At 57.6% G+C, this 25258-nt stretch carries 26 protein-coding genes; 11 read left to right on the top strand and 15 right to left on the bottom strand.

Annotated features, from left to right (window positions below; genetic code table 11):
- Positions 1–237 precede the first annotated feature (237 nt).
- From HKX44_RS04780 to HKX44_RS04750, 7 genes are read left to right on the top strand one after another with little or no spacing between them, the layout of a single operon-like run.
- Positions 238–1065 carry an FAD binding domain-containing protein gene (locus HKX44_RS04780; RefSeq protein ID WP_276150149.1) on the top strand — a complete coding sequence of 276 codons (828 nt, stop codon included), beginning with the start codon at positions 238–240 and terminating at the stop codon, positions 1063–1065.
- Positions 1062–3791 carry a molybdopterin cofactor-binding domain-containing protein gene (locus HKX44_RS04775; protein ID WP_276150148.1) on the top strand — a complete coding sequence of 910 codons (2730 nt, stop codon included), beginning with the start codon at positions 1062–1064 and terminating at the stop codon, positions 3789–3791. Before HKX44_RS04780 ends, HKX44_RS04775 begins: the two co-directional genes overlap by 4 nt.
- On the top strand, positions 3788–5278 hold the full coding sequence (locus tag HKX44_RS04770; protein ID WP_276150147.1) for a 6-hydroxynicotinate reductase: 1491 nt from the start codon (positions 3788–3790) through the stop codon (positions 5276–5278). The genes HKX44_RS04775 and HKX44_RS04770 overlap by 4 nt, the downstream gene beginning before the upstream one ends.
- Positions 5275–6132, top strand: coding sequence for a UPF0280 family protein (locus HKX44_RS04765; protein ID WP_276150146.1), 858 nt, complete (start codon positions 5275–5277; stop codon positions 6130–6132). The genes HKX44_RS04770 and HKX44_RS04765 overlap by 4 nt, the downstream gene beginning before the upstream one ends.
- Positions 6125–6706, top strand: coding sequence for an amino acid synthesis family protein (locus HKX44_RS04760; RefSeq protein WP_276150145.1), 582 nt, complete (start codon positions 6125–6127; stop codon positions 6704–6706). Before HKX44_RS04765 ends, HKX44_RS04760 begins: the two co-directional genes overlap by 8 nt.
- A complete protein-coding gene (locus HKX44_RS04755; RefSeq protein ID WP_276150144.1) occupies positions 6703–7287 on the top strand; it encodes an amino acid synthesis family protein in 585 nt (194 codons plus the stop codon). The genes HKX44_RS04760 and HKX44_RS04755 overlap by 4 nt, the downstream gene beginning before the upstream one ends.
- Entirely contained in the window at positions 7284–7709 is a 426-nt protein-coding gene (locus HKX44_RS04750) for a MarR family winged helix-turn-helix transcriptional regulator (protein WP_276150143.1), read from the top strand. The genes HKX44_RS04755 and HKX44_RS04750 overlap by 4 nt, the downstream gene beginning before the upstream one ends.
- Here the strand turns inward: HKX44_RS04750 and HKX44_RS04745 are convergent.
- From HKX44_RS04745 to HKX44_RS04715, 7 genes are all read right to left on the bottom strand, one after another.
- Positions 7706–8884, bottom strand: coding sequence for an amidohydrolase family protein (locus tag HKX44_RS04745; RefSeq protein ID WP_276150142.1), 1179 nt, complete (start codon positions 8882–8884; stop codon positions 7706–7708). The two genes, HKX44_RS04750 and HKX44_RS04745, sit on opposite strands and share 4 nt — an antisense overlap.
- Before the next feature lie 21 nt (positions 8885–8905).
- Positions 8906–9601, bottom strand: a complete 696-nt coding sequence (locus HKX44_RS04740; protein WP_276150141.1) for an ABC transporter ATP-binding protein — start codon at positions 9599–9601, stop codon at positions 8906–8908.
- The gene (locus HKX44_RS04735) at positions 9594–10313 is read right to left on the bottom strand and encodes an ABC transporter ATP-binding protein (RefSeq protein ID WP_276150802.1); all 720 of its coding nucleotides are present in this window, start codon (positions 10311–10313) and stop codon (positions 9594–9596) included. Before HKX44_RS04735 ends, HKX44_RS04740 begins: the two co-directional genes overlap by 8 nt.
- The gene (locus HKX44_RS04730; protein ID WP_276150140.1) at positions 10310–11254 is read right to left on the bottom strand and encodes a branched-chain amino acid ABC transporter permease; all 945 of its coding nucleotides are present in this window, start codon (positions 11252–11254) and stop codon (positions 10310–10312) included. The genes HKX44_RS04735 and HKX44_RS04730 overlap by 4 nt, the downstream gene beginning before the upstream one ends.
- Positions 11251–12177, bottom strand: a complete 927-nt coding sequence (locus HKX44_RS04725) for a branched-chain amino acid ABC transporter permease (RefSeq protein ID WP_276150139.1) — start codon at positions 12175–12177, stop codon at positions 11251–11253. Before HKX44_RS04725 ends, HKX44_RS04730 begins: the two co-directional genes overlap by 4 nt.
- A gap of 23 nt (positions 12178–12200) precedes the next feature.
- On the bottom strand, positions 12201–13442 hold the full coding sequence (locus tag HKX44_RS04720; RefSeq protein WP_276150801.1) for an ABC transporter substrate-binding protein: 1242 nt from the start codon (positions 13440–13442) through the stop codon (positions 12201–12203).
- Between the two features lie 150 nt (positions 13443–13592).
- On the bottom strand, positions 13593–14999 hold the full coding sequence (locus HKX44_RS04715; RefSeq protein ID WP_276153130.1) for a hypothetical protein: 1407 nt from the start codon (positions 14997–14999) through the stop codon (positions 13593–13595).
- Positions 15000–15040: 41 nt separating this feature from the next.
- Between HKX44_RS04715 and HKX44_RS04710 the strand changes: the two genes are divergently transcribed.
- Together HKX44_RS04710 and aroQ are read left to right on the top strand one after the other, a co-directional pair.
- The gene (locus tag HKX44_RS04710; protein ID WP_276150137.1) at positions 15041–15811 is read left to right on the top strand and encodes a copper chaperone PCu(A)C; all 771 of its coding nucleotides are present in this window, start codon (positions 15041–15043) and stop codon (positions 15809–15811) included.
- A 152-nt stretch (positions 15812–15963) separates the two neighbouring features.
- Positions 15964–16404, top strand: a complete 441-nt coding sequence (aroQ, locus tag HKX44_RS04705) for a type II 3-dehydroquinate dehydratase (RefSeq protein ID WP_276150136.1) — start codon at positions 15964–15966, stop codon at positions 16402–16404.
- Positions 16405–16648: 244 nt separating this feature from the next.
- Here aroQ and tsf read toward each other — a convergent pair whose 3' ends face one another.
- Together tsf and rpsB are read right to left on the bottom strand one after the other, a co-directional pair.
- A complete protein-coding gene (gene tsf / locus HKX44_RS04700) occupies positions 16649–17524 on the bottom strand; it encodes a translation elongation factor Ts (RefSeq protein WP_276150135.1) in 876 nt (291 codons plus the stop codon).
- A gap of 79 nt (positions 17525–17603) precedes the next feature.
- A complete protein-coding gene (gene rpsB / locus HKX44_RS04695) occupies positions 17604–18386 on the bottom strand; it encodes a 30S ribosomal protein S2 (RefSeq protein WP_276150134.1) in 783 nt (260 codons plus the stop codon).
- A gap of 251 nt (positions 18387–18637) precedes the next feature.
- On the opposite strand from rpsB, the gene HKX44_RS04690 reads away from it, so the two are divergent.
- Complete coding sequence (locus HKX44_RS04690) at positions 18638–19207, top strand: PA14 domain-containing protein (protein ID WP_276150133.1); 570 nt, start codon at positions 18638–18640, stop codon at positions 19205–19207.
- A gap of 24 nt (positions 19208–19231) precedes the next feature.
- On the opposite strand, the gene HKX44_RS04685 is transcribed toward HKX44_RS04690, so the two are convergent.
- The 3 genes from HKX44_RS04685 to HKX44_RS04675 form a co-directional block, all read right to left on the bottom strand.
- The gene (locus tag HKX44_RS04685) at positions 19232–20065 is read right to left on the bottom strand and encodes a lysophospholipid acyltransferase family protein (RefSeq protein ID WP_276150132.1); all 834 of its coding nucleotides are present in this window, start codon (positions 20063–20065) and stop codon (positions 19232–19234) included.
- The gene (locus HKX44_RS04680) at positions 20062–20826 is read right to left on the bottom strand and encodes a GNAT family N-acyltransferase (RefSeq protein ID WP_276150131.1); all 765 of its coding nucleotides are present in this window, start codon (positions 20824–20826) and stop codon (positions 20062–20064) included. Before HKX44_RS04680 ends, HKX44_RS04685 begins: the two co-directional genes overlap by 4 nt.
- Positions 20827–20985: 159 nt before the next feature.
- Positions 20986–21168 carry a DUF3553 domain-containing protein gene (locus HKX44_RS04675; protein ID WP_276150130.1) on the bottom strand — a complete coding sequence of 61 codons (183 nt, stop codon included), beginning with the start codon at positions 21166–21168 and terminating at the stop codon, positions 20986–20988.
- A 48-nt stretch (positions 21169–21216) separates the two neighbouring features.
- On the opposite strand from HKX44_RS04675, the gene HKX44_RS04670 reads away from it, so the two are divergent.
- The gene (locus tag HKX44_RS04670) at positions 21217–21813 is read left to right on the top strand and encodes a histidine phosphotransferase family protein (RefSeq protein ID WP_276150129.1); all 597 of its coding nucleotides are present in this window, start codon (positions 21217–21219) and stop codon (positions 21811–21813) included.
- On the opposite strand, the gene HKX44_RS04665 is transcribed toward HKX44_RS04670, so the two are convergent.
- Genes HKX44_RS04665 through obgE form a run of 3 tightly spaced genes read right to left on the bottom strand, consistent with a single transcriptional unit; the run spans position 21810 to position 25248 of the window.
- Positions 21810–23075: a glutamate-5-semialdehyde dehydrogenase gene (locus HKX44_RS04665; RefSeq protein WP_276150128.1), complete on the bottom strand. Its 1266-nt coding sequence runs from the start codon at positions 23073–23075 to the stop codon at positions 21810–21812. The genes HKX44_RS04670 and HKX44_RS04665 overlap by 4 nt on opposite strands.
- Before the next feature lie 44 nt (positions 23076–23119).
- A complete protein-coding gene (gene proB / locus HKX44_RS04660) occupies positions 23120–24226 on the bottom strand; it encodes a glutamate 5-kinase (RefSeq protein WP_276150127.1) in 1107 nt (368 codons plus the stop codon).
- Positions 24214–25248, bottom strand: a complete 1035-nt coding sequence (gene obgE / locus HKX44_RS04655) for a GTPase ObgE (RefSeq protein WP_276150126.1) — start codon at positions 25246–25248, stop codon at positions 24214–24216. The genes proB and obgE overlap by 13 nt, the downstream gene beginning before the upstream one ends.
- Between the last annotated feature and the right edge of the window lie 10 nt (positions 25249–25258).

The raw sequence follows: 25258 nt of genomic DNA, 5'->3' as shown, positions 1-25258 counted from the left end.
TTCGACCGGACAGCGACCTTGTGTGAATCGCAAGTAAACTCCGGATGCCTTTTTACCGTTCTTGGCGCGCTTTGATGGGCTGGGGCCTGATCTGTCAGGCGAGGGACTGTTCCGCAAAGGAGCGGTCGCATGGTCCGTTATCGCGAACTCGCAGTGGCGTGGCCGAGGGTTCTTGTCTGTTGACAAGACACGCGCTGTGCATATCATTCGTATGCAAACAGTTAAAGGCCCGCACCCGTGCCCTACCACCGCCCTACAGATTTGAAAGCTGCACTTTCACTGGCCTCACAGCCGGAGCTGGGCGTTATTGCGGGGGGGACTGATGTGTTTGCGACCTGGCAACATGGTCAGCCTCTTGGCAGCCTACTGGACTTGACAGGCATTCAAGGGCTTGCGGAGATAGAGGTATCAGACAGTGGCATCCGGATTGGTGCGGCGGTACGCTGGTCTGATATGATCAAAGCTGATTTGCCGCCGGCCTTTGATGGTTTGAAACAGGCCGCAGGGCAGGTTGGCAGTGTCCAGATCCAGAATACCGCAACCCTTGCCGGCAACCTGTGCAACGCCTCACCTGCGGCGGATGGTGTCCCGCCCTTACTGACCCTTGACGCATTGGTCGAGGTCGCCAGTGCCACGCAGGGCCGGCGACTGGTCCCGTTGGACGGGTTTATTCTGGGGGTCCGGCAAACCGCGTTGCAGCCCGGTGAAATTGTGACGGCGATTGTGATCCCTACGCCGCCCATCGGCGCCGGCTCTTGTTTTGAAAAACTAGGCAGCCGGGCCTATCTGGTGATCTCGATTGCCATGGTAAATGCGCTGGTCGTTACCGATACCGGGGGGCGGATCACTTTGGCGCGGATCGCTGTCGGTGCCTGTTCGCCAGTCGCCCAGCGCTTGCGCCGGCTTGAGGTGTCCTGCATCGGCAAAAGATGTTCAGAGATTGTTGTCACGGCGGATCATCTGGCGGGGCTGACCCCGATTGACGATGTGCGCGGATCGGCGGCCTATCGGCGGGATGCGGTGGCGGAGCTGTGTTTGCGCGCGTTGAAAGGGGCGGCAGGATGAGCGTATTTTCCTTTACTTTGAACGGGACGGCGGTCGAGGCTTCGCCAGCCACTGGGGAACGCCTGTCACAAACCCTGCGAGAAGCCCTTGGGGCGCGGGACGTCAAGATCGGGTGCAATGCCGGTGATTGCGGAGCTTGCACGGTTTTGCTGGACGGGCAGCCGGTTTGCGCCTGTCTGACTGCCACACAGCAAGTGATTGGAAAGAATGTTGAAACCCTTGCCGGACTGCACATCGCTGATCCGGTGGCGCATAGGTTGGCAGAGCAGTTTCAGGATCACGGGGCGGCGCAATGCGGGATTTGCACACCGGGGATGATGGTCGCCGCCGTTGCATTGTTGCGGGCTGATCCGCAGCCATCCGAGGAGGCCGTGAAAGATGCGCTTGGCGGGGTGTTGTGCCGCTGCACGGGCTATCGCAAGATCATCGACGCGGTGATGGGGCGTCCTGCGGTGTTGAGAGATGATGCAGGTATTGTGGGTGTTGTGGGTGACAGCATTCGCCGTCTGGACGGGGCGGATAAGGTTGCAGGGGTTGAACGGTTCAGTGATGATATCGCGCCGGTCGGAACGCTTGAGGTCTTGGTGATCCGCGCCCCCTTTGCGCGGGCCGGTTTTCAGTTTGGTGACCTTGAAGACTGGGCCGTTGCGACCGACGGGGTTGAGGCGGTGCTGACGGCACAGGATGTGCCGGGGCGCAATGTCTTTGGCGTTATCCCGCAGTTTGTCGACCAGCCGGTCTTTGCCGAAGCTGAAACCCGCTTTCGTGGCGAGGCGGTTGCCGCCGTGGTTGGCACGCCCGCTGCAATCAAGGCGCTTGCGCCGGATGACTTCCCCGTCACATGGATCGAACTGCCCGCTGCGACGGACATCCATACCGCCCAAGATGCGCAAACCAGCCCTCTGCATCGCGACCGCACTGGCAATGTCATGTGTGGTGGATTTGTGCAATGCGGTGATGCCAAGGCGGCGTTGGAGCGCGCGGAATTCGTGGTAGAGGGTCATTTTAACAGTGGCTTTGTCGAACACGCCTACATTGAACCCGAAGCTGGCTTTGCGCAGATGGTAGGGGACCGCGTGGAGATTTATGCCGGGACCCAGGCACCGGTGATGGACCGCGACAGTCTGGAGATTATTCTGGGGCTCGATGCCAGCAAGATCCGTATCGTGCCGACAGGCACCGGTGGCGGCTTTGGGTCCAAGCTTGATCTGTCGGTACAGCCCTATCTGGCACTGGCCGCGATGAAGGCCGGCAAACCGGTGCGCCTGACCTACAGCCGGACGGAATCGATGCAAAGCACGACCAAACGGCATCCTTCGGACATTCACTTGCGGATCGGGGCGAATGAATCCGGAAAAATCTGTGGTTTTGATTTTCACGGTGCGTTCGACACCGGTGCCTATGCCAGCTGGGGCCCGACGGTGGCCAACCGGGTGCCGGTACATGCCTCCGGCCCTTATCAGATTACCGATTACCGTGCTGAATCAACGGGCATCCACACCAACAACCCGCCCGCAGGTGCCTTTCGTGGGTTTGGCGTGCCGCAATCGGCCATCGCACAGGAAAGCCTGTTTGACGTCTTGGCTGAAAAGCTGGGGATGGACCCGCTGGAGTTCCGTATCCTGAATGCGCTGGAAAACGATACCCCCACGGTCTGCGGACAGGTCTTCGCCCAAGGGGTCGGCATTCGCAAATGCCTCGAAAGCCTGCGACCGGCTTGGAAGACGGCACGCGCCGCTGCTGCCGCGTTCAACGCAGGGTCGGACACGCGCAAACGGGGTGTTGGGATCGCGGCAGGCTGGTATGGCTGCGGCAATACCTCCTTGCCCAATCCGTCGACGATCAAATCGGGCATTATGCCAGATGGGACTGTGGTATTGCATCAGGGGGCGATGGATATCGGGCAGGGGGCTAATACAGTCATTGCCCAGATCTTTGCCACAGCCCTTGGTGTCGCCCCTGCCTCCCTGCGACTGATCGGGCCGGACACGGATGTTACGCCCGATGCGGGGAAAACATCGGCCTCGCGCCAGACCTATGTGTCAGGTGCCGCAGCGCGGCTGTCGGGGCTGGCATTGAGGGACCTTGTGTTGAAACGGATGAATGTATCGCAAGGGGCTGTTCTGTCTTTTGGTAACGGACAGGTGGTGGCGCAGGATGCGGGCAAAACCCACCAGATGGACCTTGCCGGCCTAGCGGCGGCGGCTGACGGGTTTGTTTTCCGCGCGGTGGAAACCTATGACCCGCCAACCAAACCTCTGGACGCCGATGGTCAGGGGGCCCCCTATGCGCAATTCGGATATGCGGCGCATTTGGTCGAGGTCGAAGTGGATACGAAACTGGGCACCGTTAAACCGCTAAACTTCACTGCCGCCCATGATGTCGGTCAGGCAATCAACCCCTTGTTGATCGAGGGGCAGGTGCAAGGCGGCATTGCGCAGGGGCTGGGCATGGCATTGATGGAAGAATACCTGCCCGGGCGCACAGAGAACCTGCATGACTACCTGATTCCGACCATTGGCGATATGCCGCCGGTCGAGACCATTATTATTGAAGAACCCGACGCGCATGGGCCCTACGGGGCTAAGGGATTGGGGGAGCATGTGCTGATCCCGACAGCACCTGCCATTCTGAACGCAATCTATGCGGCCACAGGTGCGCGGATAACGCAGGTGCCTGCAACTCCGGCCAGCGTATATGCGGCGATCAAAAAGGCGCAGCCATGAACCGACCCGAACGAAATAAACCCGAGAAAATCCGCTGTGATGCCTGTCCGGTCCTGTGTTTCATCGCCGATGGGAAATCCGGTGCCTGTGATCGCTATGCCAACCACGCAGGCGCATTGGTGCGGCTGGACCCGCTGACCATTGTCGAAACGGCAGATGCGCCGCTGGTGCCCTTTATGAAGGATAGCGCGCAATGGGACGGGGACATCGTTAAGGGCAACCGGCCCTTTGTCACTGCGGTTGGTGCCGGCACCACCTATCCCGATTACAAGCCGGCCCCGTTTATCGTCAGTCAGGACATCGACGGCGTGGATATGGTGACCGTCGTGACCGAAGGCATCTTCAGCTATTGCGGCGTTAAGGTGAAAATCGACACCGACCGTCACATCGGGGCAGAACGCGAAGTGGTTTATGCCGAGGGCGAGGCGATCGGCCATGTAACCACGTCTGAATACGGGTCCAAAATGCTGTCGCTGGGCGGTGTTGACCACCTGACCGGCGGCTCCAAAAAGGAAGGTCGCGTCACCTGTGCTGCGCTTTTGGCTCTGTGCAATCGCGAGGCCGTGACATTGCACATTGGTGAAGGCGACCACACGACAGAGGTGATCGTGCAGGCCGGTCAAGCCCCTGTGATCAATGGAGATACCGAACGATTGATGCGTGTTGGCTGTGGTTCGGCGACCATCGGGATGTTTGCCAAACAATGGCTGGATCATGTGGATGATGTGGTGGTGGTGGATGATCACATCACCGGTGTCTTGTCCGAACATGAGGCGGGCAAGCAGCTGGACCTGCCCGCAACAGGGATCAAGATCAAAGGCCGCCGATCCACCCCCGGGCGGTATTTTCAGGTGGCCGAACCCGGCACCGGCTGGGGCGGCACCGATATTGACGACCCGCTGACCATCCTCGGCCCGTTCAACCCCAAGGTGGCGCGCGCGGGGTTACGCCTGTTGATGGTGTCGACGACAGGCGAACAATTTGCCTATTTCGAACTGGACGACGATCTGGAGCCGCAGCCCCGTGCGTTGCCAGAGGCCCTGCGCAAATCCACAGATCTGATTGCGGAAAACTGCGAACCGTCGGTCTGTTCGGTCCTGTTCATGGGGGGGGCTGGTGGCAGCCTGCGCGCCGGGGTCACGGAAAACCCGGTGCGCCTGACACGTTCTGTCAAGGATGCGCTGACCAATGTGTCTTGTGGCGGGGCGAAACCCTATGTCTGGCCGGGCGGCGGGATCACGGTCATGGTAGATGTGTTGGACATGCCGGATGGGTCGTTTGGCTATGTTCCGACGCCGGCGTTGGTTGCCCCGATCGAATTCACCCTAAGGGCCTCTGATTACGCGGCATTGGGCGGCTATGTGGATCAGATCAAAACCGTCGCACAGATTGAAACCGCTTCGGCACGGCGGCTTAAGCGTGGCGTGCAGGGGCACGACCCGTTGATGGCAAAACACTATAGCTGGACTGAGAAGGATAAGGCGTGACGGGACCGGCGGCGCGCAGACTTGGCGAGCGGCTGCATTTGCAGCACGGCCCCATTGACCTGATTATCGGGGCGGATGGTGCGCGCGCGCGGGCCTTTGCCGCGGCGCGGGCACGGTTTGAAACTGTGCTTGAAGAGCTAATGGATGAAATCCACTTGTTGCGCGCCCCGATCGACACTGCAACGGCCACTCCCGCCGGCGAAATAGCGCAGCGGATGGTCGAGGCGGGAAGGGCCTGTGCGAACGGCGGTTTTGTCACCCCGATGGCAGGGGTGGCGGGGGCGGTTGCGGAAACCGTGCTGGAGGCCATGACCGATGCCTGTGTCCTGTCGCGGGCCTATGTGAATAATGGCGGGGATATTGCGCTGCAACTGACCCAAGGTACGGCATTCAAGATGGCCATGGCCGGCCATAACAACAGGCCACTGGGCCTTATCCACATCGCCTATGATGACCCGATCCGCGGCATCGCGACCAGCGGCAGGCATGGACGCAGCCTAAGCCGCGGTGTGGCGGACAGTGTTACCGTTCTCGCGGCCAGCGCCACACAGGCCGACGTTGCCGCCACCCTGATTGCCAATGCGGTGGATGTCGAAAATGACCCGGCAATTCGCCGACAACCGGCCTGTGATCTGGACGAGGGCTCTGATCTGGGCCGCCGCTTGGTTGTTACCGGATGCGGACCTTTGGGGGTGCGCGCCCTTGCAACCGCGCTTGACCATGGACAGACCCGCGCTCAAGAGTTTATCGCAGGCGGACAGATCACCGGTGCCTGTCTTTTCCTGCAAGGCCAGTCCCGTGTGACTGGCAACAGCCCCGTCACGCTTTCACAAGGAACACCTGAATATGCCTAAAGTCACGCTGCGCAAAACGGTTCTGTCCGTTGAGGAGATTTTTCACGAGGGCGGGCCGGTTGCGGATCAACCGTTGCGGCGCGGCGCGATCATGGCGGTGATCAAGAACCCTTTTGCCGGGGCCTATGTCGAAGATATCGCAGGGTTTCAGGAAGATCTGAAGCCGCTGGGGCTGGAAATGGCAATGAAATTGGCTGCTGCCTTGGGCGGTGCGGGTGACATCGAAGCCTATGGCAAGGGGTCTATTGTCGGTGCCGCTGGCGAGATTGAACACGGTGCGCTTTGGCATGCGCCGGGCGGTTATGCGATGCGCGAACTCTTGGGGGATGCCAAGGCCATTGTCCCGTCGACAAAGAAAGTCGGTGGCGTTGGCACCCGGCTGGATGTGCCATTGACCCATACCAATGCTTCCTATGTGCGCAGCCATTTTGACGCGATGGAAGTGGGGTGCAACGATGCGCCCAAGGCGGACGAGTTGGCGTTTATTCTGGTGATGAGTACCGGCGCGCGTATCCATAACCGGGCGGGCGGTTTGGCGGCAGCGGATATCAAGGGCGAGGATGGTTTGCGATGAAAGCGAAAATCAGGAAAATTGCGGTGAATGTCGAAGAGACCCATATCGAGATGGGCCGCGCCATTTCCCCACCTACCCGCAAGGCCGTGGCGGTTGCGGTGATCGAAAACCCCTTTGCAGGCTCTTATACAGAGGACCTGACGCCGTTGATGGACATCGGTGCGGAACTGGGTGAATTGCTGGGAAACCGCTGTGTCGCGGCATTGGGGATCACACCGCAAGCGGCAGAAAGTTACGGCAAATCCGCGATGGTTGGTGAAGCTGGCGAACTTGAACATGCGGCGGCCATTCTGCACCCGAAGCTGGGCGCACCGCTGCGTCAGGCGGTAGAGAAAGGCGCAGCACTGGTCGCGTCGTCCAAGAAAATGGGCAGCCCCGGACAGGTGCTTGATGTGCCTCTGGGCCACAAAGACGCCGCCTATGTGCGCAGTCATTTTGACGGTATCGAAGTACAGCTGAACGATGCCCCGCGCGCGGGTGAAATCATGGTTGCAGTCGCGGTGACAGACAGCGGGCGCCCCTTGCCCCGGGTTGGCGGGCTGACCCATGACGAGGTTGAAGGCAAGGATGGATTGCGGTGAACACAGTGCCGGTTGACTATGTACTGGATGACCAGATCGGTTTCCTGCTGCGTCTGGCAAGCCAGCGCCATTCGGGGATTTTTCAACGGAATGTGGTTGGCAAACTGACGCCAACACAATTCTCGACGTTGATCCGAATTTCCGAACAGGGCGAGGTGTCGCAAAACCGCCTTGGCCGGTTGGCTGCGATGGATGTGGCAACAATCAAAGGTGTGGTGGATCGGCTTAAGGCCAAGGGGTTGGTACAGGCCCATGCCGATCCCAAGGACAAGCGCCGCATTGCAATTTCACTGACCGCAACGGGACATCAGATCATGGATGATCTGAAACGCGCAGGTTTGGAGATCAGTGATCTGACGCTTGAACCACTGACCGAGGCCGAAAGCCAGACACTGGTGACCTTACTGAAAAAGATCAGCTAGACCACCTCCGGGAGACGTTGCGCCGGTGGCGTGTTGCGGCTGCGGGTCGAGGTGACCTTGCCGTCAATGATGGTCATGCCCACACCGGGCAGATTGCCTTGGCTGACGGATTCAAGCATCGATTTTCCCGGCGCGTGTTGCGCTTGATCCAGCAGCACGAAGTCGGCGCATTTGCCCGCTTCGATCAGCCCTGTGTCCAGCTCGCGCTGGCGGGCAGTGTTGCCGGTGCCAAAACAAAACGCCTGTTCCGCCGGGACGTTGCCAAAGGCGGACAGCATCGCAATCATGCGCAGGATGCCAAGCGGTTGCACCCCTGAACCGGCAGGCCCGTCAGTGCCTAGGATTACCTGATCCAGCTTGCCCAGTTCACGCGCCGCATTCAACGCCAGAACCGCGGAGCGTTCGTTGCCGTTATGTACAATTTCAAAGGCGGAGGAACAGCTTTCACATAGGCACAGGATTTGGTCGTCGGGCAGGGCCGAATGCCCGCCATTTATGTGGCCAATGACATCGGTACCGGTTTCCATCACCATATCGGCGTCAATCAATCCTGATCCGGGGATCGAGGGGCCGCCGGTGTGGATTGTGCTTTGCATCCCGTATTTGCGCGCCCATGTGACCATTTGCTGTGCGGTCTTGCCATCCTTAACCGTGCCAAGCCCCACTTCGCCCAGCAGTTTCACCCCGGCTTCGGAAAGGTCTTTGAAATCCTGCTCAACCATGCCTTGTTCGATCACCGGTGCGCCAGCGTGAACCTTGACCCCCGAAGGGCGGAAATTCTCGTACCAGCGCTGTGACGCTATGGCCATCGCCTTGAGGCCGACAATATCTTTGGGGCGGCCCGGCATGTGAACCTCACCGGCAGAGATAAGCGTGGTAACACCGCCGTGTAAGGTGCTGTCAATCCAGCTTAATTGTTGTTGGCGCGGGGTGTAGTCGCCAACCACCGGATGCACGTGACTGTCGATCAACCCAGGGGCCAATGTGACCCCCTTGGCATCGACGGTTGTTGTCGCACCTTCCGTGTCGAGGTCTTTTTGCGCGCCCCATTTGGTGATCTTGCCGTCAATTGCGATCAGGCAGTCACCGTCAAACACCGGCTCTTCCAGTTTGCCTGACAGGATCATGCCGATATTTTTGATGACCAGTTTCTCGCCGCCGGTAGTATCACTCATGATCAATCCTCCGTTTCGGTTTCAAACACCCAGATACTGCGTCAGCATCTGAGGATCGCGCTTTAGATCGGCAGCGGTGGCACGGTCCACCGATCTGCCGTTTTCGATGAACACCACACGGTCCGCAACCTGCAATACAGCATCGACCTTTTGTTCAACAAGAACAATGGCAAAGCCTTCGTTCTTCATCTTTAGGATCACATCGCGGATAAGGGCGATCATCGATGGCTGAAGCCCTTCGGTGGGTTCGTCCAACAGCAGGACCTTGGGCCGCAAACAGAGCGCCCGTGCCGTTGCAAGCATCTGTTGTTCGCCTCCTGACAATGTGCCCGCAGTCTGTTTCAGCCGCTCGCGCAGGCGCGGGAAAAGCTCCAGCACCCATTCTTTGGTGTCTTTGCCCATGCCGCGGGTCATCAGGCCAATTTCAATGTTCTGGTTCACAGTTAACTCAGGAAACAACCGACGGCCTTGCGGGATATATCCGATGCCACGGCGCGGGATCTCATGCGGGGGCAAGGAAGACATTTCTTCACCCTCAAGGGTGACGCTGCCCGATGTCACCGGTAAAATTCCCATCACCGTTTTCAATGTGGTGGTTTTTCCAGCACCGTTTCTCCCCAAAAGGCACAATATTTCAGAAGGTTGCACATCAAAGCTCACCCCGTGAAGAGTGATCGCATCGCCGTAAGCGGCGTGGATGTTTTTGACCTCAAGCATCGGTTTTCCCCAAGTAGGCGGCTTGCACCGCGGCATTGCTGCCAATGTCCTCGGGGGTGCCATTGGCCAGTACCATTCCTTGATCCAGCACCGTGATCCAGTCTGCCGCGCCCATGACCACTGTCATATTATGCTCAATCAGCAGAATTGTGGCGTCTCCGGCCAGTGATTTGATCAGCTCGATGAACCCGGTTACTTCGGCCTCGGCCAAGCCCTGTGTCGGTTCGTCCAGAATAAAAACGCGGGGTTCCTGCACAAGTCCCATGGCAATTTCCAGCAGCCGCTGATGGCCATAGCTCAGGTCGCCGGCGATCTGTTCTGCATGGACGGCGATGTCGACTTTTTCCAGCGCGCGCGTGATTTTGGTTTGCAGCAGCGCGGGGTCTTTACCGAACAGGCGGCGCGCGGCGATAGCGACGTTTTCATACACCGTAAGGCGCGGAAAGATCGAGGTGATCTGGAAGGTATAGGCGATGCCCAGCTGGATGCGCTCATGGGCGGGCAGGGTGCTGATGTCACGCCCTTCAAACAGAACCTGACCGCGGGTTGCCGGGGTGCGACCGCTGACCATGCCGACAAAGGTGGATTTGCCGGCACCATTGGGGCCGATTAGGGCGGTGATTTTTCCTCTGGGCAGGGCAAAGTCGATGTCAGCATTGGCGGTAATGCCGCCGTAGACTTTGGTCAGACCTTTGGTTTCAAGGATGTTCATGGCAGCCATGCAAAAACCCGTTTGCGCATTTCGCCCATTAACCCTTGTGGTGCGAACATGGTCAAAAGCACCAGCACTACACCGGCGACCAACATATAGGCCGTGGTTAAGGAACTTGAAAAATCAATAAGATAGAACATGAAAAACACCCCAAGAAGTGGGCCGATTGTGGTGCCAGCCCCACCCAGCAATACCCAAAGCAATGGGAAGATGGAGTATTGAACGGTGGCAAAGGTGGCCCCGACATAGCCGAACAGCATGGCGTAAGCCGCCCCGGCAACACCGGCAATCAGCCCGGAGAGGATCATCGCCTTGAGCTTGTGCGCGCCTGTGTCATAGCCCAGCATTCTGGCGCGTTCCTCATTTTCACGAATAGCGACGAGGGTTCTGCCGAAACGTGACCTGATGATGCGAGCCAAGGTCAGAAAACAGGCGGAGAACAGCAACAGGGCCGCGACATAGCGCGCGCCCTCGGATGTCAGGTCGACCCCCATGATCATGCGATCTGCTGATTGGATCACAAACCCTTCGTCGCCACGGGTGTAGGTGCCAAAATACAGCACCACAAGATAGGCTGTTTGGGCGAACATCAGTGTCACAATCATAAAAGCCACACCACTGGTGCGCAGCGCCAGAAAGCCGGTAACAGCGGCCAGTGCTGCGGCGCAGGCCATGCCGGTCAGAAAGGCAAGGGGCAGGGGCAACCCGCCCAGATTTACCGACAGTCCAAACCCGTACATGCCCGCGGCAAAAAACATTGCGTGCCCAAGGCTGAGCAGGCCGGTGTAGCCGAACAGGATATTGTACCCCATGGCATAGATGGCCAGCACCATAATCCGCGCCAGATTGCCAGAGTGATAGGGGGGCAGAACAAAGAACAACGCGACCAATGCCGCCAGAACCGACAGGTGCAGCGTGGCAGATTTTGCATTCAACGTCATGGCACGGACCTGCCAAACAGGCCCTGCGGACGCCAGACCAGAACCATAGCAACAAGAAAGGTTGCGATGATCTTGGCCAGGGTTGGCGAGAAAAATACCGAGATGATGCCGTCGCTCATACCGATAAGCAAAGCTGCCACAACTGTGCCGGGCAAGCTGCCCAAGCCGCCGATGATCACGACAATAAAGGACAAAAGCAGCGGGTCAGCCCCCATCAGATAATGTGCCTGTTGGATCGGCACGACAAGCACGGCACCAAGGGCGGCAAGTGCCGCGCCAAGGCCAAACACCATGGAATAGACCCTGCCAACGGGAATGCCAAAGGCCTGTGCGGTCTCGCTGTCTTGCTGGGTGGCGCGCATGATCAGGCCGATTTTTGTGCGGGTGATCAACAGCCAAAGTGCTATAAGGACAACAGCAGCGGCGGCAATCACAAATAGCTTGTAACTGGTCGTGCTTAGCCCCCAAGGCCAATACATCGCAAACCCGCTATCGCCAAATTCAAACCAAGGCAACGCCAGACGGTGGTTGAACGGCGGCGCAACGGGCCGGGCATCAGGGCCAAACGTCATCAGCGTGGTTTGCTGAATGATATAGAGCAGACCAATGGTGGCAACGATGGTGCGATCAGGGTCGTACTTCAGGTGTTTCAGGATCACACGGTCAGCGCTGGCTGCAATCGCCCCGACCAACAGCGGCGCGGCGACAAGGGCGGCCACAAACCCAACCGCAGGATGCCCCCCCAATAGCGATGTCACATACCACGCCAAAACCGCGCCCAGCATGTAAAACTCGCCATGTGCAACGTTTACCACGCGCATCACGCCAAAGACGATGCTAAGCCCCATAGAGGTCAGCACAAGCACCGAAGCGATGACCGCCCCTTCAAGAGAGGCGAGCATCAGATGAGGACCGAATTCCATTCTATCTTCTTGGTTTCAAGGGCTTAGAAGGATTGCGCGGTATAGTCGACTTCGTCTTCATACATGCCGTCCTCGATTGAGGCGGTATGTTCAACCGTCAAAGTGCCGTCGGTTACCTTGGAAATATGCTGTGATCCAAAGACCTGATGGGTCTTGCCGTTAAACAGTTTGGCACCCTGCGGATGGTCCAGCGAATGCGGCATGTCGGTCATCGCCTCGACTGCTTCGATCAATTTGGCGCGGTCTGCCGGTCCTTGGTAATCGGCGGTTTCCATCCCGGCCTTGATCACGTTCAGGGTTTCCCAGCATCCAAACATATGAGCATAGGTTGAAACATCTTTGGGATCACTCACAGAAGCCCCGCGGTCATCGACACCAACGGCTGCGCGGTAAGCTGTATCATATTCGGAGTTATCTTTCTGGGCGTGGCGCGGGTGGCCCTCCCAGAAATAGGTGCCCTCAAGGAACTCAAGGCCCGGGCTGTTGATATCCACGGCTTCAAGACTGTCGATAAAGCCGAAAATTTCAGGACGGCTTGGGCCAAAGAACTCGCCCAGCTCTTTAACAAATGTCAGCACCGCAGGGCCGACCATGACGTGATACACGACGTCGGTGTCACGCGGGATCTGCGGAAAATAGCGGGTGAACGAGGTTTCCGCCGGAGGCACCGCGATTTTGGCGACAACTTCGCCGCCCTGTGCCTCGATTGCCGCCGAAAAGAAATCGCGATGGTCATGGCCAAAGGCAAAGTCGGGAAAGATCATGGTGACTTTTTTGCCCAAATTATTGGCAACAAAGGGGGCCATTGACTGGACTTGGCTTTTTACATCGGTGATCCCTGGCTGAAGCGTATAGCGGTTTAACATGCCTGACGCGACATGGTGGCCTTCTGACACTACGAAATAGGGCAGCTTCAGTTCGCCAGCACGCGGGGCAGAACCGATGACTACATGGCTGAACAATGTGCCAAAGGCCACGTCGACCTCGTGCTGGTTGGCAAATTTTTCGATCACTTCCGCGCCGCGCTTGGGGTCGGTGCCATCATCCTCGATCACGATCTCGACGGGACGACCGTTAATGCCGCCCATGTCGTTAATCCGTTTTACGGCAGCTTGGGTTGTGGCGTCATACCAACGCCCATAGGCCGCGCCGATGCCAGTTGCATGTTTCTGAAAGCCGATTTTGATCGGAGCTGAACTTTGCGCCTGAGCAAAGCCAAGGCTGCCCGGTAATGCACCCGTGGCAAGCAGCGCGCCCGCACCCATGCCCTTGAGGGCGGTGCGACGGTTAAGACCGGTCTTTTTGGATGTTCCGTTAGACACAATATTTCTCCCTTGCAGCTGATGCGCGAAAACCCGCAACACCTGATTTATATTGTTCGCACACGAACGATCTGTCCAGTTATTTCTGACGGCTTATGCACCACGGGGCGTTGAGAGCAGCCAAAGTCCGAAAATTGTATACGCAATCATTAAGACGCTGAGGAGCAGTTGGATCAGGATCAAATCCCTGCGTGTATTGGCGATCCGGCCTGACAGATGATGTGTCATCGCTATAGAGATAATATGGGAAATGACAACAGCGCCGACATTCATCAACAGGATGGGTTTGACGCCCTCTGTGCTGTTCAGAAACCCGGTGGTGACGCGAAACCCACCCAGACCAAACAGGTTCCAGCCGCGGGCCAATGGGTCCGCCATCGTTGCCACAAGGTACTGAATTTGAACTAAAAATGAAACGAAATAATGCGCGAAATGATACCCCAGTGCAATGGGTAGAATGGTGATGGCGTAGGTGCGAAAGGCAATCGAGAATGGAACCTGTGCCAGCGTTCCGAAACGGCGGGCAAGGTATATTCCGCCCTGAACACAGGCGGCGTAAAGGCAGATGATGGCAATATTGGCTAGGATCAGACCAATGCCCGAGGTCCAGACCACAGCGGAACGTCCCGGAAAGGCCAGCGGGTTTATGCCGATCTGACCCAGCCACCAAAAGGTCTCGCGCAGGCCGTCAAAGCTGCCGGACACCAGAATTGCGAGGCAGAATAAGGCGCGTGCCATGTCCAGGGGAGCCAGAGAAAAGCTGGCCCATCCGGGTAAACCGACGCGCATTTCCTTGGCGCAATGCACGACGCGCAGCGAAGAAATCAGCCCAAACAGAACCGAAAAACACTCGACGTTTCGCGCCCAGATGGCGGGTCCGAACAACGCCATGCCGACAAAGGTGAACAGCCAATAAAGAAAAGCTATGGTGGCCAAGCGGTCAGGGTCGCTTGGTGCGATGTCGGCCAGCAGAAACACCTGAAACAGGATAAAGATACAAAGCGCCGGCCAGGCCCCAAGTCGGGCAGGGTAGGTTAACACTGGTGCATCCCTGCCAAACAACAAAGCACAGAGACCGGACCAAGGGTTCACCCAACGCCAGAGATCACCGGCCACGCCTTGCAATACAAACAGGCCAACCCACCACCCGGTCCAGATAACCTGTGGCAACAGATTGCTTTGTGGATCATTCGGGCCGTTTATCCCGACATAAAGCAGCGTGAAAAATAGCCCGGTTGCGAGGCCGGAAGTCACAAACGGCGCGCGCCCGAGGTCACAGGCTTTGCCGATCCGGAAACCACGATAGAGCCAAGCAAGGCCGCTTGACGGCACCAGACTGATCAGGATGATCGAGGCCAGAACCGCAAGAGTGCCGCCCAGTGTATAAAGTTCGGTCGGCAGCAAAAGCACCAGCGCCTGCTCTGCGGGATGGGCGAATGCGGGCAGCGGCAATATGACACCCAGCATACCCCACAAAAGGCGCTTTGATTTATGCAACATATCGCTAGCCTATAGGTGAAGTTTCAGGGGGAAAACACAATATGAAGCGTTTTGTGGTCATTTGTCTGCTCGGTTTGGTGGGTATTCTAGGCTATACCATGCGGGACGGTCCACGTGCCGATGTGTCGCTGGTTGGGGCCAAGGCCTATGCGATGGAGATGCGCCCGTCGATGTATATGGTGACGCTCACGGTTGAGAATGCCGGCGCGCCGGATGTGATCCTGTCGGCATCTTCGCCAGCGGCAGGCATGGTTTCGCTGGTGAATCCGCGCCATGCTGGTGGTGCTGTGGTGGTGCCGGGGCAAGCTGAGGGCATTCTGGCGATGGACGGTGCCCATGTGATGATGCACAGCACGGATTTTGCGCAAGGCAGTTTTATTCCGCTGACCCTGACGTTCAAGAACGCCGGCGAGGTGACCACACGTTTACAAAATGCCGGCATCAGTACCATGTCGCATGATGCTGACGAGGGCGTCACGGTGCAGCCGGTGCCATCGGTGCGTCTGCAAACGGTGGGCGAACCGAAGACCGCGGGTTTCGCGTTGCGCCTTGAAGTGACGGATTTTTCGTTTGTCCGTTTGGATGATAGCGCGGAAGATGAAACCGCGCATGTTGCAGGTCAAGGTCATGCGCATCTCTACCTGAATGGTCTCAAGCTGGGCCGGGTTTACGAGACCGAGTTTTCAGTCGGACAACTGCCAGCGGGCGATCATGTTCTGGAGGTTGGACTGAATACGAATGACCACCGTCCGTATCTGAATGCAGACGGCACACCTGTGGTTGCCCGGTTGTCCTTTACGCTAAGTAATTGAATTCACGTTCTATGATGAGATTTGGATAGCTACATATTTTACATAATACCGATTACAGGAACTCTAACATACACCGAAGCCCCTCTGACCTCTGGCTGGACAGCGGCGCCTTGGCAGGATTAACTGCGGTTAATCCAATTTGAGAGTATCCCATGTCGTCGATCCTGATTCTTAACGGTCCAAACCTTAATCTACTTGGGACACGCCAGCCCGAGGTCTACGGTGCGACGACACTGGCCGATATTGAAACACTGTGCTGTGAGACAGCCACAGCGATCGGATTCAGCACGGAATTCGCCCAGAGCAACCATGAAGGAATGCTGATAGATCAGATACATGCGGCGAAATCTTCACATGCTGGCATCATTCTGAATGCTGGTGCCTACACCCACACTTCAGTGGCATTAATGGATGCGATTGCTTCTGTTGAACTGCCGGTGGTTGAGGTTCATCTAAGTAATATCCACGCCAGAGAAGCGTTTCGCCACAAGTCCTATATTGCGCCTGTGGCGCTGGGACAGATTTGTGGTTTTGGCGCAACCGGTTATATTCTGGCTTTGCACGCACTTAAGGATCACCTGGCAAGGTCCTGATTATAAAGAAATTTATTTTCAGGAGTTGCAGGTCTTCATGATGCGATGTTTGGTTTCTTCCATGGCCAATGTATCGCTGACGACATTAAGATAATCCGTCAAGATATTGAATTAATGGAGTAAATCAAATTTTCAGATGTATTCTCTATCACTGCCGGAGATACGCCATTTTGCCCTGCGCCCGAGCATAAGAAAGGGCGGCGCAATATATATGCACCGCCCTTCAAAACTGTGTTGCTTTCGCTTAGCTTTGGCCGACTTTGGCAACCTCTGCCGCGAAATCTTCTTTCACAACTTCAATGCCTTCGCCTACTTCAAGACGCACGAAACCGGTGATGGTTGCGCCCGCTTCTGCTGCGGCTTCGGCAACAGTCACATCAGGGTTGATGACGAACTGCTGGTTCACCAATGTCACCTCTGACATGTATTTCTTCATGCGGCCAACAATCATCTTTTCGATGACGGCTTCTGGTTTGCCAGACTCGCGTGCGATGTCCATCTGGACCTGCTTTTCTTTTTCGACAACAGCCGGGTCAAGATCAGCTTCGGACAGGGACGCAGGGTTGGTCGCCGCGATGTGCATTGCGATCTGTTTGCCGAAGGCTTCGTCGCCGCCGGTCATTGCGACCAGAACGCCGATGTTGCCCATGCCCGGTGCCGCAGCGTTGTGCACATAGGATACAACCGTGTCGCCATCAATTGCGGACATGCGGCGGACCGACATGTTCTCGCCAATCACGGCAACTGCGTCTGTTACGGTCTGCTCAACAGACTTGCCGTCCATGTCAGCCGCTTTCAGCGCGTCGATGTCGCCCGCACCCAGCGCAACCTCGGCAATGCCGGCAACCATTTTCTGGAAGTCTGCGTTCTTGCCGACGAAATCGGTTTCAGAGTTCACTTCAACTGCAACACCGTGGCCGCCATTTACGTTAACAGCGACAAGACCTTCGGCTGCGGTGCGACCGGATTTCTTGGCCGCTTTGGCCAGACCTTTGGTGCGCAGCCAATCAACCGCTGCTTCCATGTCGCCATTGTTTTCGGTCAACGCCTTTTTGGCGTCCATCATGCCTGCGCCGGTGCTGTCGCGCAGTTCTTTCACCATAGATGCTGTAATCGCCATCTTTTGGTTCTCCTTTGGGATAAGAATGAATGGGGCAGATCACCCTGCCCCATAAATCGTGTCAGGCCTGAACCCTGGCTTACGCCGCAGGTGTCTCGGCAGCTGCGTCTTCAGCCAGCGCTTCTTCGACAGGTGCTTCTTCCATTGCGCCCAGATCAACACCAGCCGCGCCCAGTTGCGCGGACATGCCGTCGAGTGCCGCACGTGCGGCCAGATCGCAGTAGAGGCCGATGGCGCGTGCCGCGTCGTCGTTGCCTGGGATGATGTAGTCGATGCCGTCAGGCGAGCAGTTGGTGTCAACCACGGCCACAACCGGAATGCCCAGTTTGTTGGCTTCGGCCACAGCCAGCGCTTCTTTTTTCACGTCGATTACGAAGATCAGGTCGGGACGGCCGCCCATTTCGCGGATACCACCCAAAGAAGCCTGAAGCTTACCCTGGTCACGTTCCATGCCCAGACGCTCTTTCTTGGTCAGACCTTCAAAGCCGCGCTCGGACTGTTCGTCGATCGATTTCAAGCGGTTGATGGACTTGGACACGGTCTGCCAGTTGGTCAGTGTGCCGCCGAGCCAGCGGTGGTTCATGTAATACTGTGCGCATTTTTCTGCGGCATCGGCGATCGGCTGTGCGGCCTGACGCTTGGTGCCGACGAACAGGATCGAGCCGCCCTTGGCAACTGTGTCACGGATCAATTTCAATGCTTCGTCCAGCATTGGAACTGTCTGTGTCAGGTCCATGATGTGAATGCCGTTACGCGCGCCGTAAATGTACGGACCCATACGTGGGTTCCAGCGCTGCGTCTGGTGGCCAAAGTGTACGCCTGCTTCAAGCAGCTGACGCATGGAGAACTCAGGAAGAGCCATGTCGGTATACCTTTCCGGTTTAGCCTCATCGGGGGTATGATCCCATTTGGAACCAACCGGCGGACTTTACAGGATTTCTCCCTGCAACAGCCCAACCCCGACTGCGGGTTTAAGTGCCGCGTCCTTAAGGCAGAAACCACATGGGCACAAGGGCCAAATGGATGTCGGGCCGCCCTGCCCTTGAATTCAATAGACAGCCTGCAAAAGCTGGGACAAAGTGGCAGGAAAATCAATCCTCTGGGAGTCATAGAATGATCTACCGATTTGCTGCGGTTTTTGCCTGCGCGCTGGCCACGCCAGGTTTTGCGCAATCCGTTACACTGTCCCCCGCTGATCCACAGCCCACAGTGGATGATCTTTCACCCGGGCTGGCGGTTTCTTATGCTTACCCAAGGGACGTGCGCCTGTTGGAAGATGCCGCTGACGCCTTGGGGTCTGCGAAAAAGGGACCGCCAATCAAAGGGTTGTCCTATGTGGACACTAACGAAGGGGAGATGACCCTGACGTCAAAGAAGGCCACTAAAGTAGCCGCCGCGATCAGCGGGTTTATCCGCTTTGACATGGCCGGCACTTTTGAAGTCGAGTTGATCAGCAATGATGGGATCGCCGCCAGTATCGGCGGCCAGCAGATCGGGCTTTATGACGGGGTCCATGCCTGCGAACCCGCCGGCATTCAGGAGGTCGTGGTGCCAGAAGCCGCATGGTATCCGATTGAAATCACGTATTTCCAGCGTAAGGGCAGCGCCTGTCTCGAAATGGACTGGAATGTGGGCGGTCGCATGGGGCCAGTGCCCGACGCGGTGTTTGCCCATATCGAATAACGCGGGACATATGCGGGCTGGGGGTCAGCCGGCATCCACCCCCGACCTATGCCCCATGCGCACTGCGGTTTCGCAATCCAGCGCAAGGGCCTTGCGGTTTTGATAGTCGGTCACGGGCAGTGGCTGGTGATAGGTGACTTCGACCCAGCCTTGTCGCGCCGGCGCCAGAGTGACCAGCAGATGCGCGCCAAAGGAGGTATCCCCCCACCAGCCGTAAAACCGCGGATCGGCTCCTTTGGGCGGATGATAGGTTACGCTGACTGGTTGCACGGCGATTTCGCTTTTGATGTTGGGTGAAAGAAACGACTGGAACAGCGTGGTTTTGAACGGCAGTACCTGTAGCCCGTCGGTGCTGGTGCCCTCGGGGAAGAACAACAACTTGTGACCGGCCAATAATCTGTCTTCGAACAGTTGGGTTTGCGCCCTTGCCTGTGCGGGATCACGCACCACAAACACGGTGCCTGTGGCGCGGGCCAGCCAGCCGATCCCGGGCCAATTGGCCACTTCGGACTTGGATACAAAGTAGATCCGCTTGCTGGCGTTCAACACGAAGATATCCAGCCAAGATGTATGATTGGCAACAATTGCCCCCTGCCCTTTCATCGGCGCACCCGATACCTGCAAGCGCAATCCCAGCAGCCGCAGGGCATTGCGACAGACAAACTGTGTAATATGGGGTGTCATTGGCCGGTGCAGGCCAAAGAAGGGCCGTTCGACCAGTCGCAGCAAAAGCAGGACCAAAAGCCCGCCAAACACCAGCACGATCAGCGCAAGTGCCCGCACAATCACCCTGACCCAACCGGCTGGCGTGATGGCAGGAAGGGCTGGCGGCGTGTCACTTTCCCAACGTGTCGTCATTGCGATTTATGTCCGTAGATGCGGGCCTGCCTTTGCGACAGGCGGGCTGTGTCCATAATCAAACAGACATCAACCGTATTAAAAGCATGATCCACAAAGGCCCCCTCCCCAACGTATCCGCCAAGGCGCAGATAGGCCTTGATCAGGCTGGGTATCTGCAACATTGCGGCCTTGCGGTCCAAGGCGTTGGGCGCAATCAGGTTCATGTCCTGAAAATGTGGCTCAAGCGCCCGCACCCGCAGATCGGACGGGGCAAGGTGGCGGTGATGCAGCAGCGACAAAGGAGCGGCCAAAGCCTCTACATCTGTCCCCGGAAAACTCGCCACACCAAAGAGGATGTCGATCTTGTGCTGCGCCACATAGTGCGCCAATGCCGACCACAGGTGGTGCATCGCATCCCCGCCGCGATAATTTGGATGCAGGCAGGACCGCCCCAGCTCAAGCAAGCGGCGGTTTGAAATCAGCAACGGCCCAAGATCGTATTCGGTGGCACAATAGTGCCGCCCTGCCCGTGTGGCATGTTCTGGCCCCAACAAACGGTAAACACCAACGACCGCATCTGTGTGTTGGTCCACCAACAACAGGTGATCGCAAAATCCGTCCAGCGCGTCTTGCTCAAGTCCGGCCTGATGATCCACCATCGGACCTGTTCCGCCCAGCTCGCGGATAAATACATCATAACGCAACCGTTGGGCGGCGCGCAGATCATCGCAGGATTGCGCCAGCCTGACGTCGAATTTCGGAGAAAGCTGTTGATTCATTGGTCGATCATGCTTTGTCGTGGTGATTGTTCTGCACCAACCCTGCGACGCAAGCTGTGGCCATGATGCAGGTGGCACTTGCAATTGCTTCCTTTAGGTTGCATCATTTTGAAATCCACACGCCTAAATTCAGTGCTGTTAATCATTTGGAAACCAAGTTCAGTCATCAAAAACCGGCAATAACCCAATGCGAAAGCTGTCGATGACAATCTTGCCCTCGTCCCGAAAGTTCACTGTGACCTTGCCTGCGATGTTGCTTTGCACCTGTCCAACGCCCCATTCGGGGCGGTCCGGATGGCGCACCAACATGCCGGGCGTCATGATTGCGTTCAGGTCGTCCATATCCAGCCTTCCGGTCGGCGGTTTCGGGCTGCGTCGCAGGCCGCAGGCATGAATGATGTGAACACCACTCTGGCCGGGCTGATCGGCAGCCGTATCTGTCATGACCTCATATCCCCGATTGGCGCGATCAACAATGGTCTGGAACTGCTTGGTATGTCCGGCAATCCTGACGGTCCAGAAATTGGCTTGATCGGGGAAAGCGTTGGCAATGCAAGCGCCCGCATCCGGTTCTTTCGGGTGGCGTTCGGCGCGGCGGGGGATCAACTGGTTGGTGTGGCCGAGGTACAGTCAATCCTGCGTGATCTTTATGATGCAAGCCGGCTGACGCCCAACTGGACTGTTGAAACCCCGGTGCAGCGGGCTGAAGTCCGCCTGGTGTTTCTGGCGGTGATGTGCATGGAAACCGCAATGCCCTATGGTGGAAAAATCGACATCAGCTGCACAGAGGGGCGCTGGTCACTGGCCGGCACGGCAGACCGCGTCAATGTGAATGCCGACCTATGGGCGCTGCTTTCGGGGGCAGCGGCCCAAAATGATCTGCTGCCCTCGCATGTACAGTTTGCCCTTTTGCCCCTGATTGCACAGGATTGCGCGCGGCGCGTTACCTGTCAAACCGACGACACCACCATTCAAGTGGCATTTTAGGCCCGAACCGTTCCGTCCCCGGTCACCAGATATTTAAAGCTGGTCAGCTGCGCCGCGCCAACAGGCCCGCGCGCATGCATCTTTCCGGTCGCAATACCGATTTCAGCACCCATCCCGAATTCACCGCCATCGGCAAACTGGGTCGAGGCATTATGCATCAGAATTGCGGAATCCAAATGGTTCATAAAGGTTTGGGCGGTTGCCGCATCTTCGGTGATGATACAATCGGTGTGGTTAGAGCCATAGGTGCGAATATGATCAATCGCGTCCTCGACGCCGCTGACCGTCTTGGCCGCGATGATCATGTCAAGGTATTCACAGCCCCAGTCTTCCGCCGTCGCCGGGCGAACCCCGTCGATGTTTTGCAGCGCCGCATCGCCACGTACGTCGACACCCGCATCGACCAAAGCCCGCAGAATGCCTTGCCCAATGGTGTTTACGATCCCTTCATGGATCAGCAAACACTCGGCGGCACCGCAGATACCCGTGCGTCGCGTCTTGGCGTTCAGCACAATTTTAAGGGCTTTTTCAGGATCGGCCTGTTCGTCTATATAGATATGCACAATGCCTTCGAGATGCGCGAAAACCGGCACCCGGGCCTCGCGCTGGACCAATCCAACCAAGCCTTTGCCCCCGCGTGGCACAATCACATCAATAACATTGGTCATCTTGAGCATTTCGCTCACGGCAGCGCGGTCACGGGTGGGCACCAGTTGTACCGCATCTTCGGGCAGGTTCGCATCGCGCAGCCCCTGCTGCAAACAGGCATGAATGGCGCGTGACGAGTTAAAGCTTTCGGAACCACCCCGCAGGATCACGGCATTGCCCGCTTTCAGACACAGCGCCCCAGCATCTGCGGTCACATTGGGGCGGCTTTCATAGATTACCCCGATCACGCCCAATGGTGTGCGCACACGGCGGATGTTCAAACCCGAAGGTTGATCCCATTCCGAAATCACCTCGCCCACAGGATCGGTTTGCTCGGCAACGCTGCGCAGCCCGTCCACCATGGACTGAATGCGGCTTTCGTCCAGCATCAGGCGGTCCATCATCGCATCCGACAGACCTTTCTCACGGCCATACGCCAGATCATCGGCGTTGGCGTTCAGGATGGTGTCGCGGTTTTTCCACATATTTTCTGCCGCGCTGATCAAGGCGGCGTGTTTGCGTTCCGGCGAGGCGACGGCCACCTGTGCGGCTGCCGCTTTGGCACGTGCCCCGATGTCAGTCATCAGGTTTGAAATATTATCGATATTTTCCATATGCTTGTACTCGCCTCTTAAAGTTATTTGCGCAGCCTTGGATGTCAGAGCGCCATATCATCGCGGTGGATCAATGCGGCCCGTCCCGGGTACCCGAGAAGCGCTTCGATCCGGGCGCTTTGGTGGCCTTTGATCTGCGCCGCTTCATCTGATGCATAGCGGCTGAGGCCCGCACCGATGATCCGCCCGGCCGGATCAAGCAATGCAACACTGTCGCCACGATCAAAGGACCCGGAAACCGCCGTAATCCCCGCTGGCAACAAGGACTTGCCTTTGGTCAGGGCGGCAACCGCGCCTGCATCCAATGTCACTGCCCCGCGTGGCTTCATCGCCGCAATCCAGCGTTTGCGCGCCGCCTGCGGGTCGGTCTGGGCGGTGAACCACGTGGCATTTGCCCCGTCTTCCAGCGCGCGCAGGGGTCGCATCACCGACCCCTCGCTGATCGCCATGGCGCAGCCTGCTGCGGTTGCTGTTTTGGCGGCCAAGAGTTTGGTTTTCATACCGCCTTTGCTGAGCCCCGAACCGGCATCGCCGGCCATTTCTTCAATTTCGGAGGTGATTTTGTCGATCACCTCAAAGCGTTTTGCCGTCGGGTCGTCATTGGGGTTGGCACTGTAGAACCCGTCAACATCCGACAGCAGGATCAACTGATCCGCCCCGACGGTTACCGCAATTTGCGCGGCCAGCCGGTCGTTGTCGCCAAAACGGATTTCATCCGTGGCGATGGTGTCGTTTTCGTTCACAATCGGCACCACGCCAAACCCCAATAGGGTTTCCAAGGTGGCCCGGCTGTTCAGGTAGCGACGCCGATCAGCGGAATCTTCCAAGGTGACAAGAACTTGCGCCGTTTTGATGCCATGGGGCGCAAGCACCTCTTCATAGGCGCGGGCCAGCCGGATCTGGCCGACGGCGGCAGCGGCCTGTGACTGTTCCAGCGCCAGCGATGTGGCGGGCAATCCCAGAACACCCCGCCCCAAGGCGATAGAGCCGGAAGAGACCAGCACCACATCACAGCCCGCCCCTTTGAGCCATCGCACATCTTCCGCCAAAGCGTGCAGCCAGTCGGCCCGTAGGTCTCCGGTGGTTCTGTCCACCAGCAATGCCGAGCCAATTTTAACAACCAGCCGTTTTGCGGTGCTTAGGGTTGCCACGTTTCGGCCTCCGCCGCAGGTGCATGGCGCAGCTTGTCCTCGTCGATCTCGTTGCGCAGTGTGCGCAAGATTTCGGTGGTACCGATTTTGGCAACGCCGGACATCTGCATGACAGATCCGCCGGACGCTTGCTCCAGCTCTTTCAGCTTGGCAGCCAACTGCTCCGGATCCAGTGCATCAACCTTGTTCAACACGGTTACACGCGGCTTGAGTGCCAGATCACCGCCGTAGTGTTCCAGTTCTGTGATGATCGTCTGGTAATCTTCGGCAACAGTTTCAGACGTGCCGTCAACCAGATGCAACAGCACGGAACAGCGCTCGACGTGACCCAGAAACAGATCGCCAAGGCCGCGCCCTTCGGAGGCCCCTTCGATCAAACCCGGAATGTCGGCGACAACAAATTCAGTGTTATCAACACCGACCACGCCCAAGTTCGGGTGAAGTGTAGTGAAAGGATAATCCGCAATCTTGGGGCGCGCGTTTGACGTGGCTGCCAGAAACGTGGATTTGCCCGCATTCGGCAGCCCCAAAAGGCCAACGTCAGCGATCAATTTCAGCCGCAGCCAAAGGGTGCGCTCGACCCCGTCTTGACCTGGATTTGACCGGCGCGGTGCCTGATTGGTCGCGGATTTAAAGTGCAGGTTACCCCAGCCGCCATTTCCGCCCCGCGCCAGTTGCACGCGCTGGCCGACTTCGGTGATGTCGACAATCACGGTTTCCTGATCTTCATCCATGATCTCGGTGCCGACAGGGACCCGCAGCACGATGTCGTCGCCATCTTTGCCAGTGCGCTGCTTGCCCATGCCGGGCTGGCCGTTTTTGGCAAAGAAGTGCTGTTGATAGCGAAAATCGATCAAAGTGTTCAGACCGTCAACCGCTTCGGCCCAGACTGATCCACCGCCACCGCCGTCGCCGCCGTCAGGGCCGCCGTATTCAATATATTTTTCGCGCCGGAACGAGATACAGCCGCCGCCGCCCGCGCCGGAACGGATATATACTTTGCACAGGTCGAGGAATTTCATCGGTTTAGGC

The sequence above is a fragment of the Sulfitobacter sp. M05 genome, assembly GCF_029285175.1.
Classification (GTDB): Bacteria; Pseudomonadota; Alphaproteobacteria; order Rhodobacterales; family Rhodobacteraceae; genus Sulfitobacter.
Note: the sequence above shows the minus strand (reverse complement) of the source record. Positions and strands in the feature narration are given on the sequence as shown.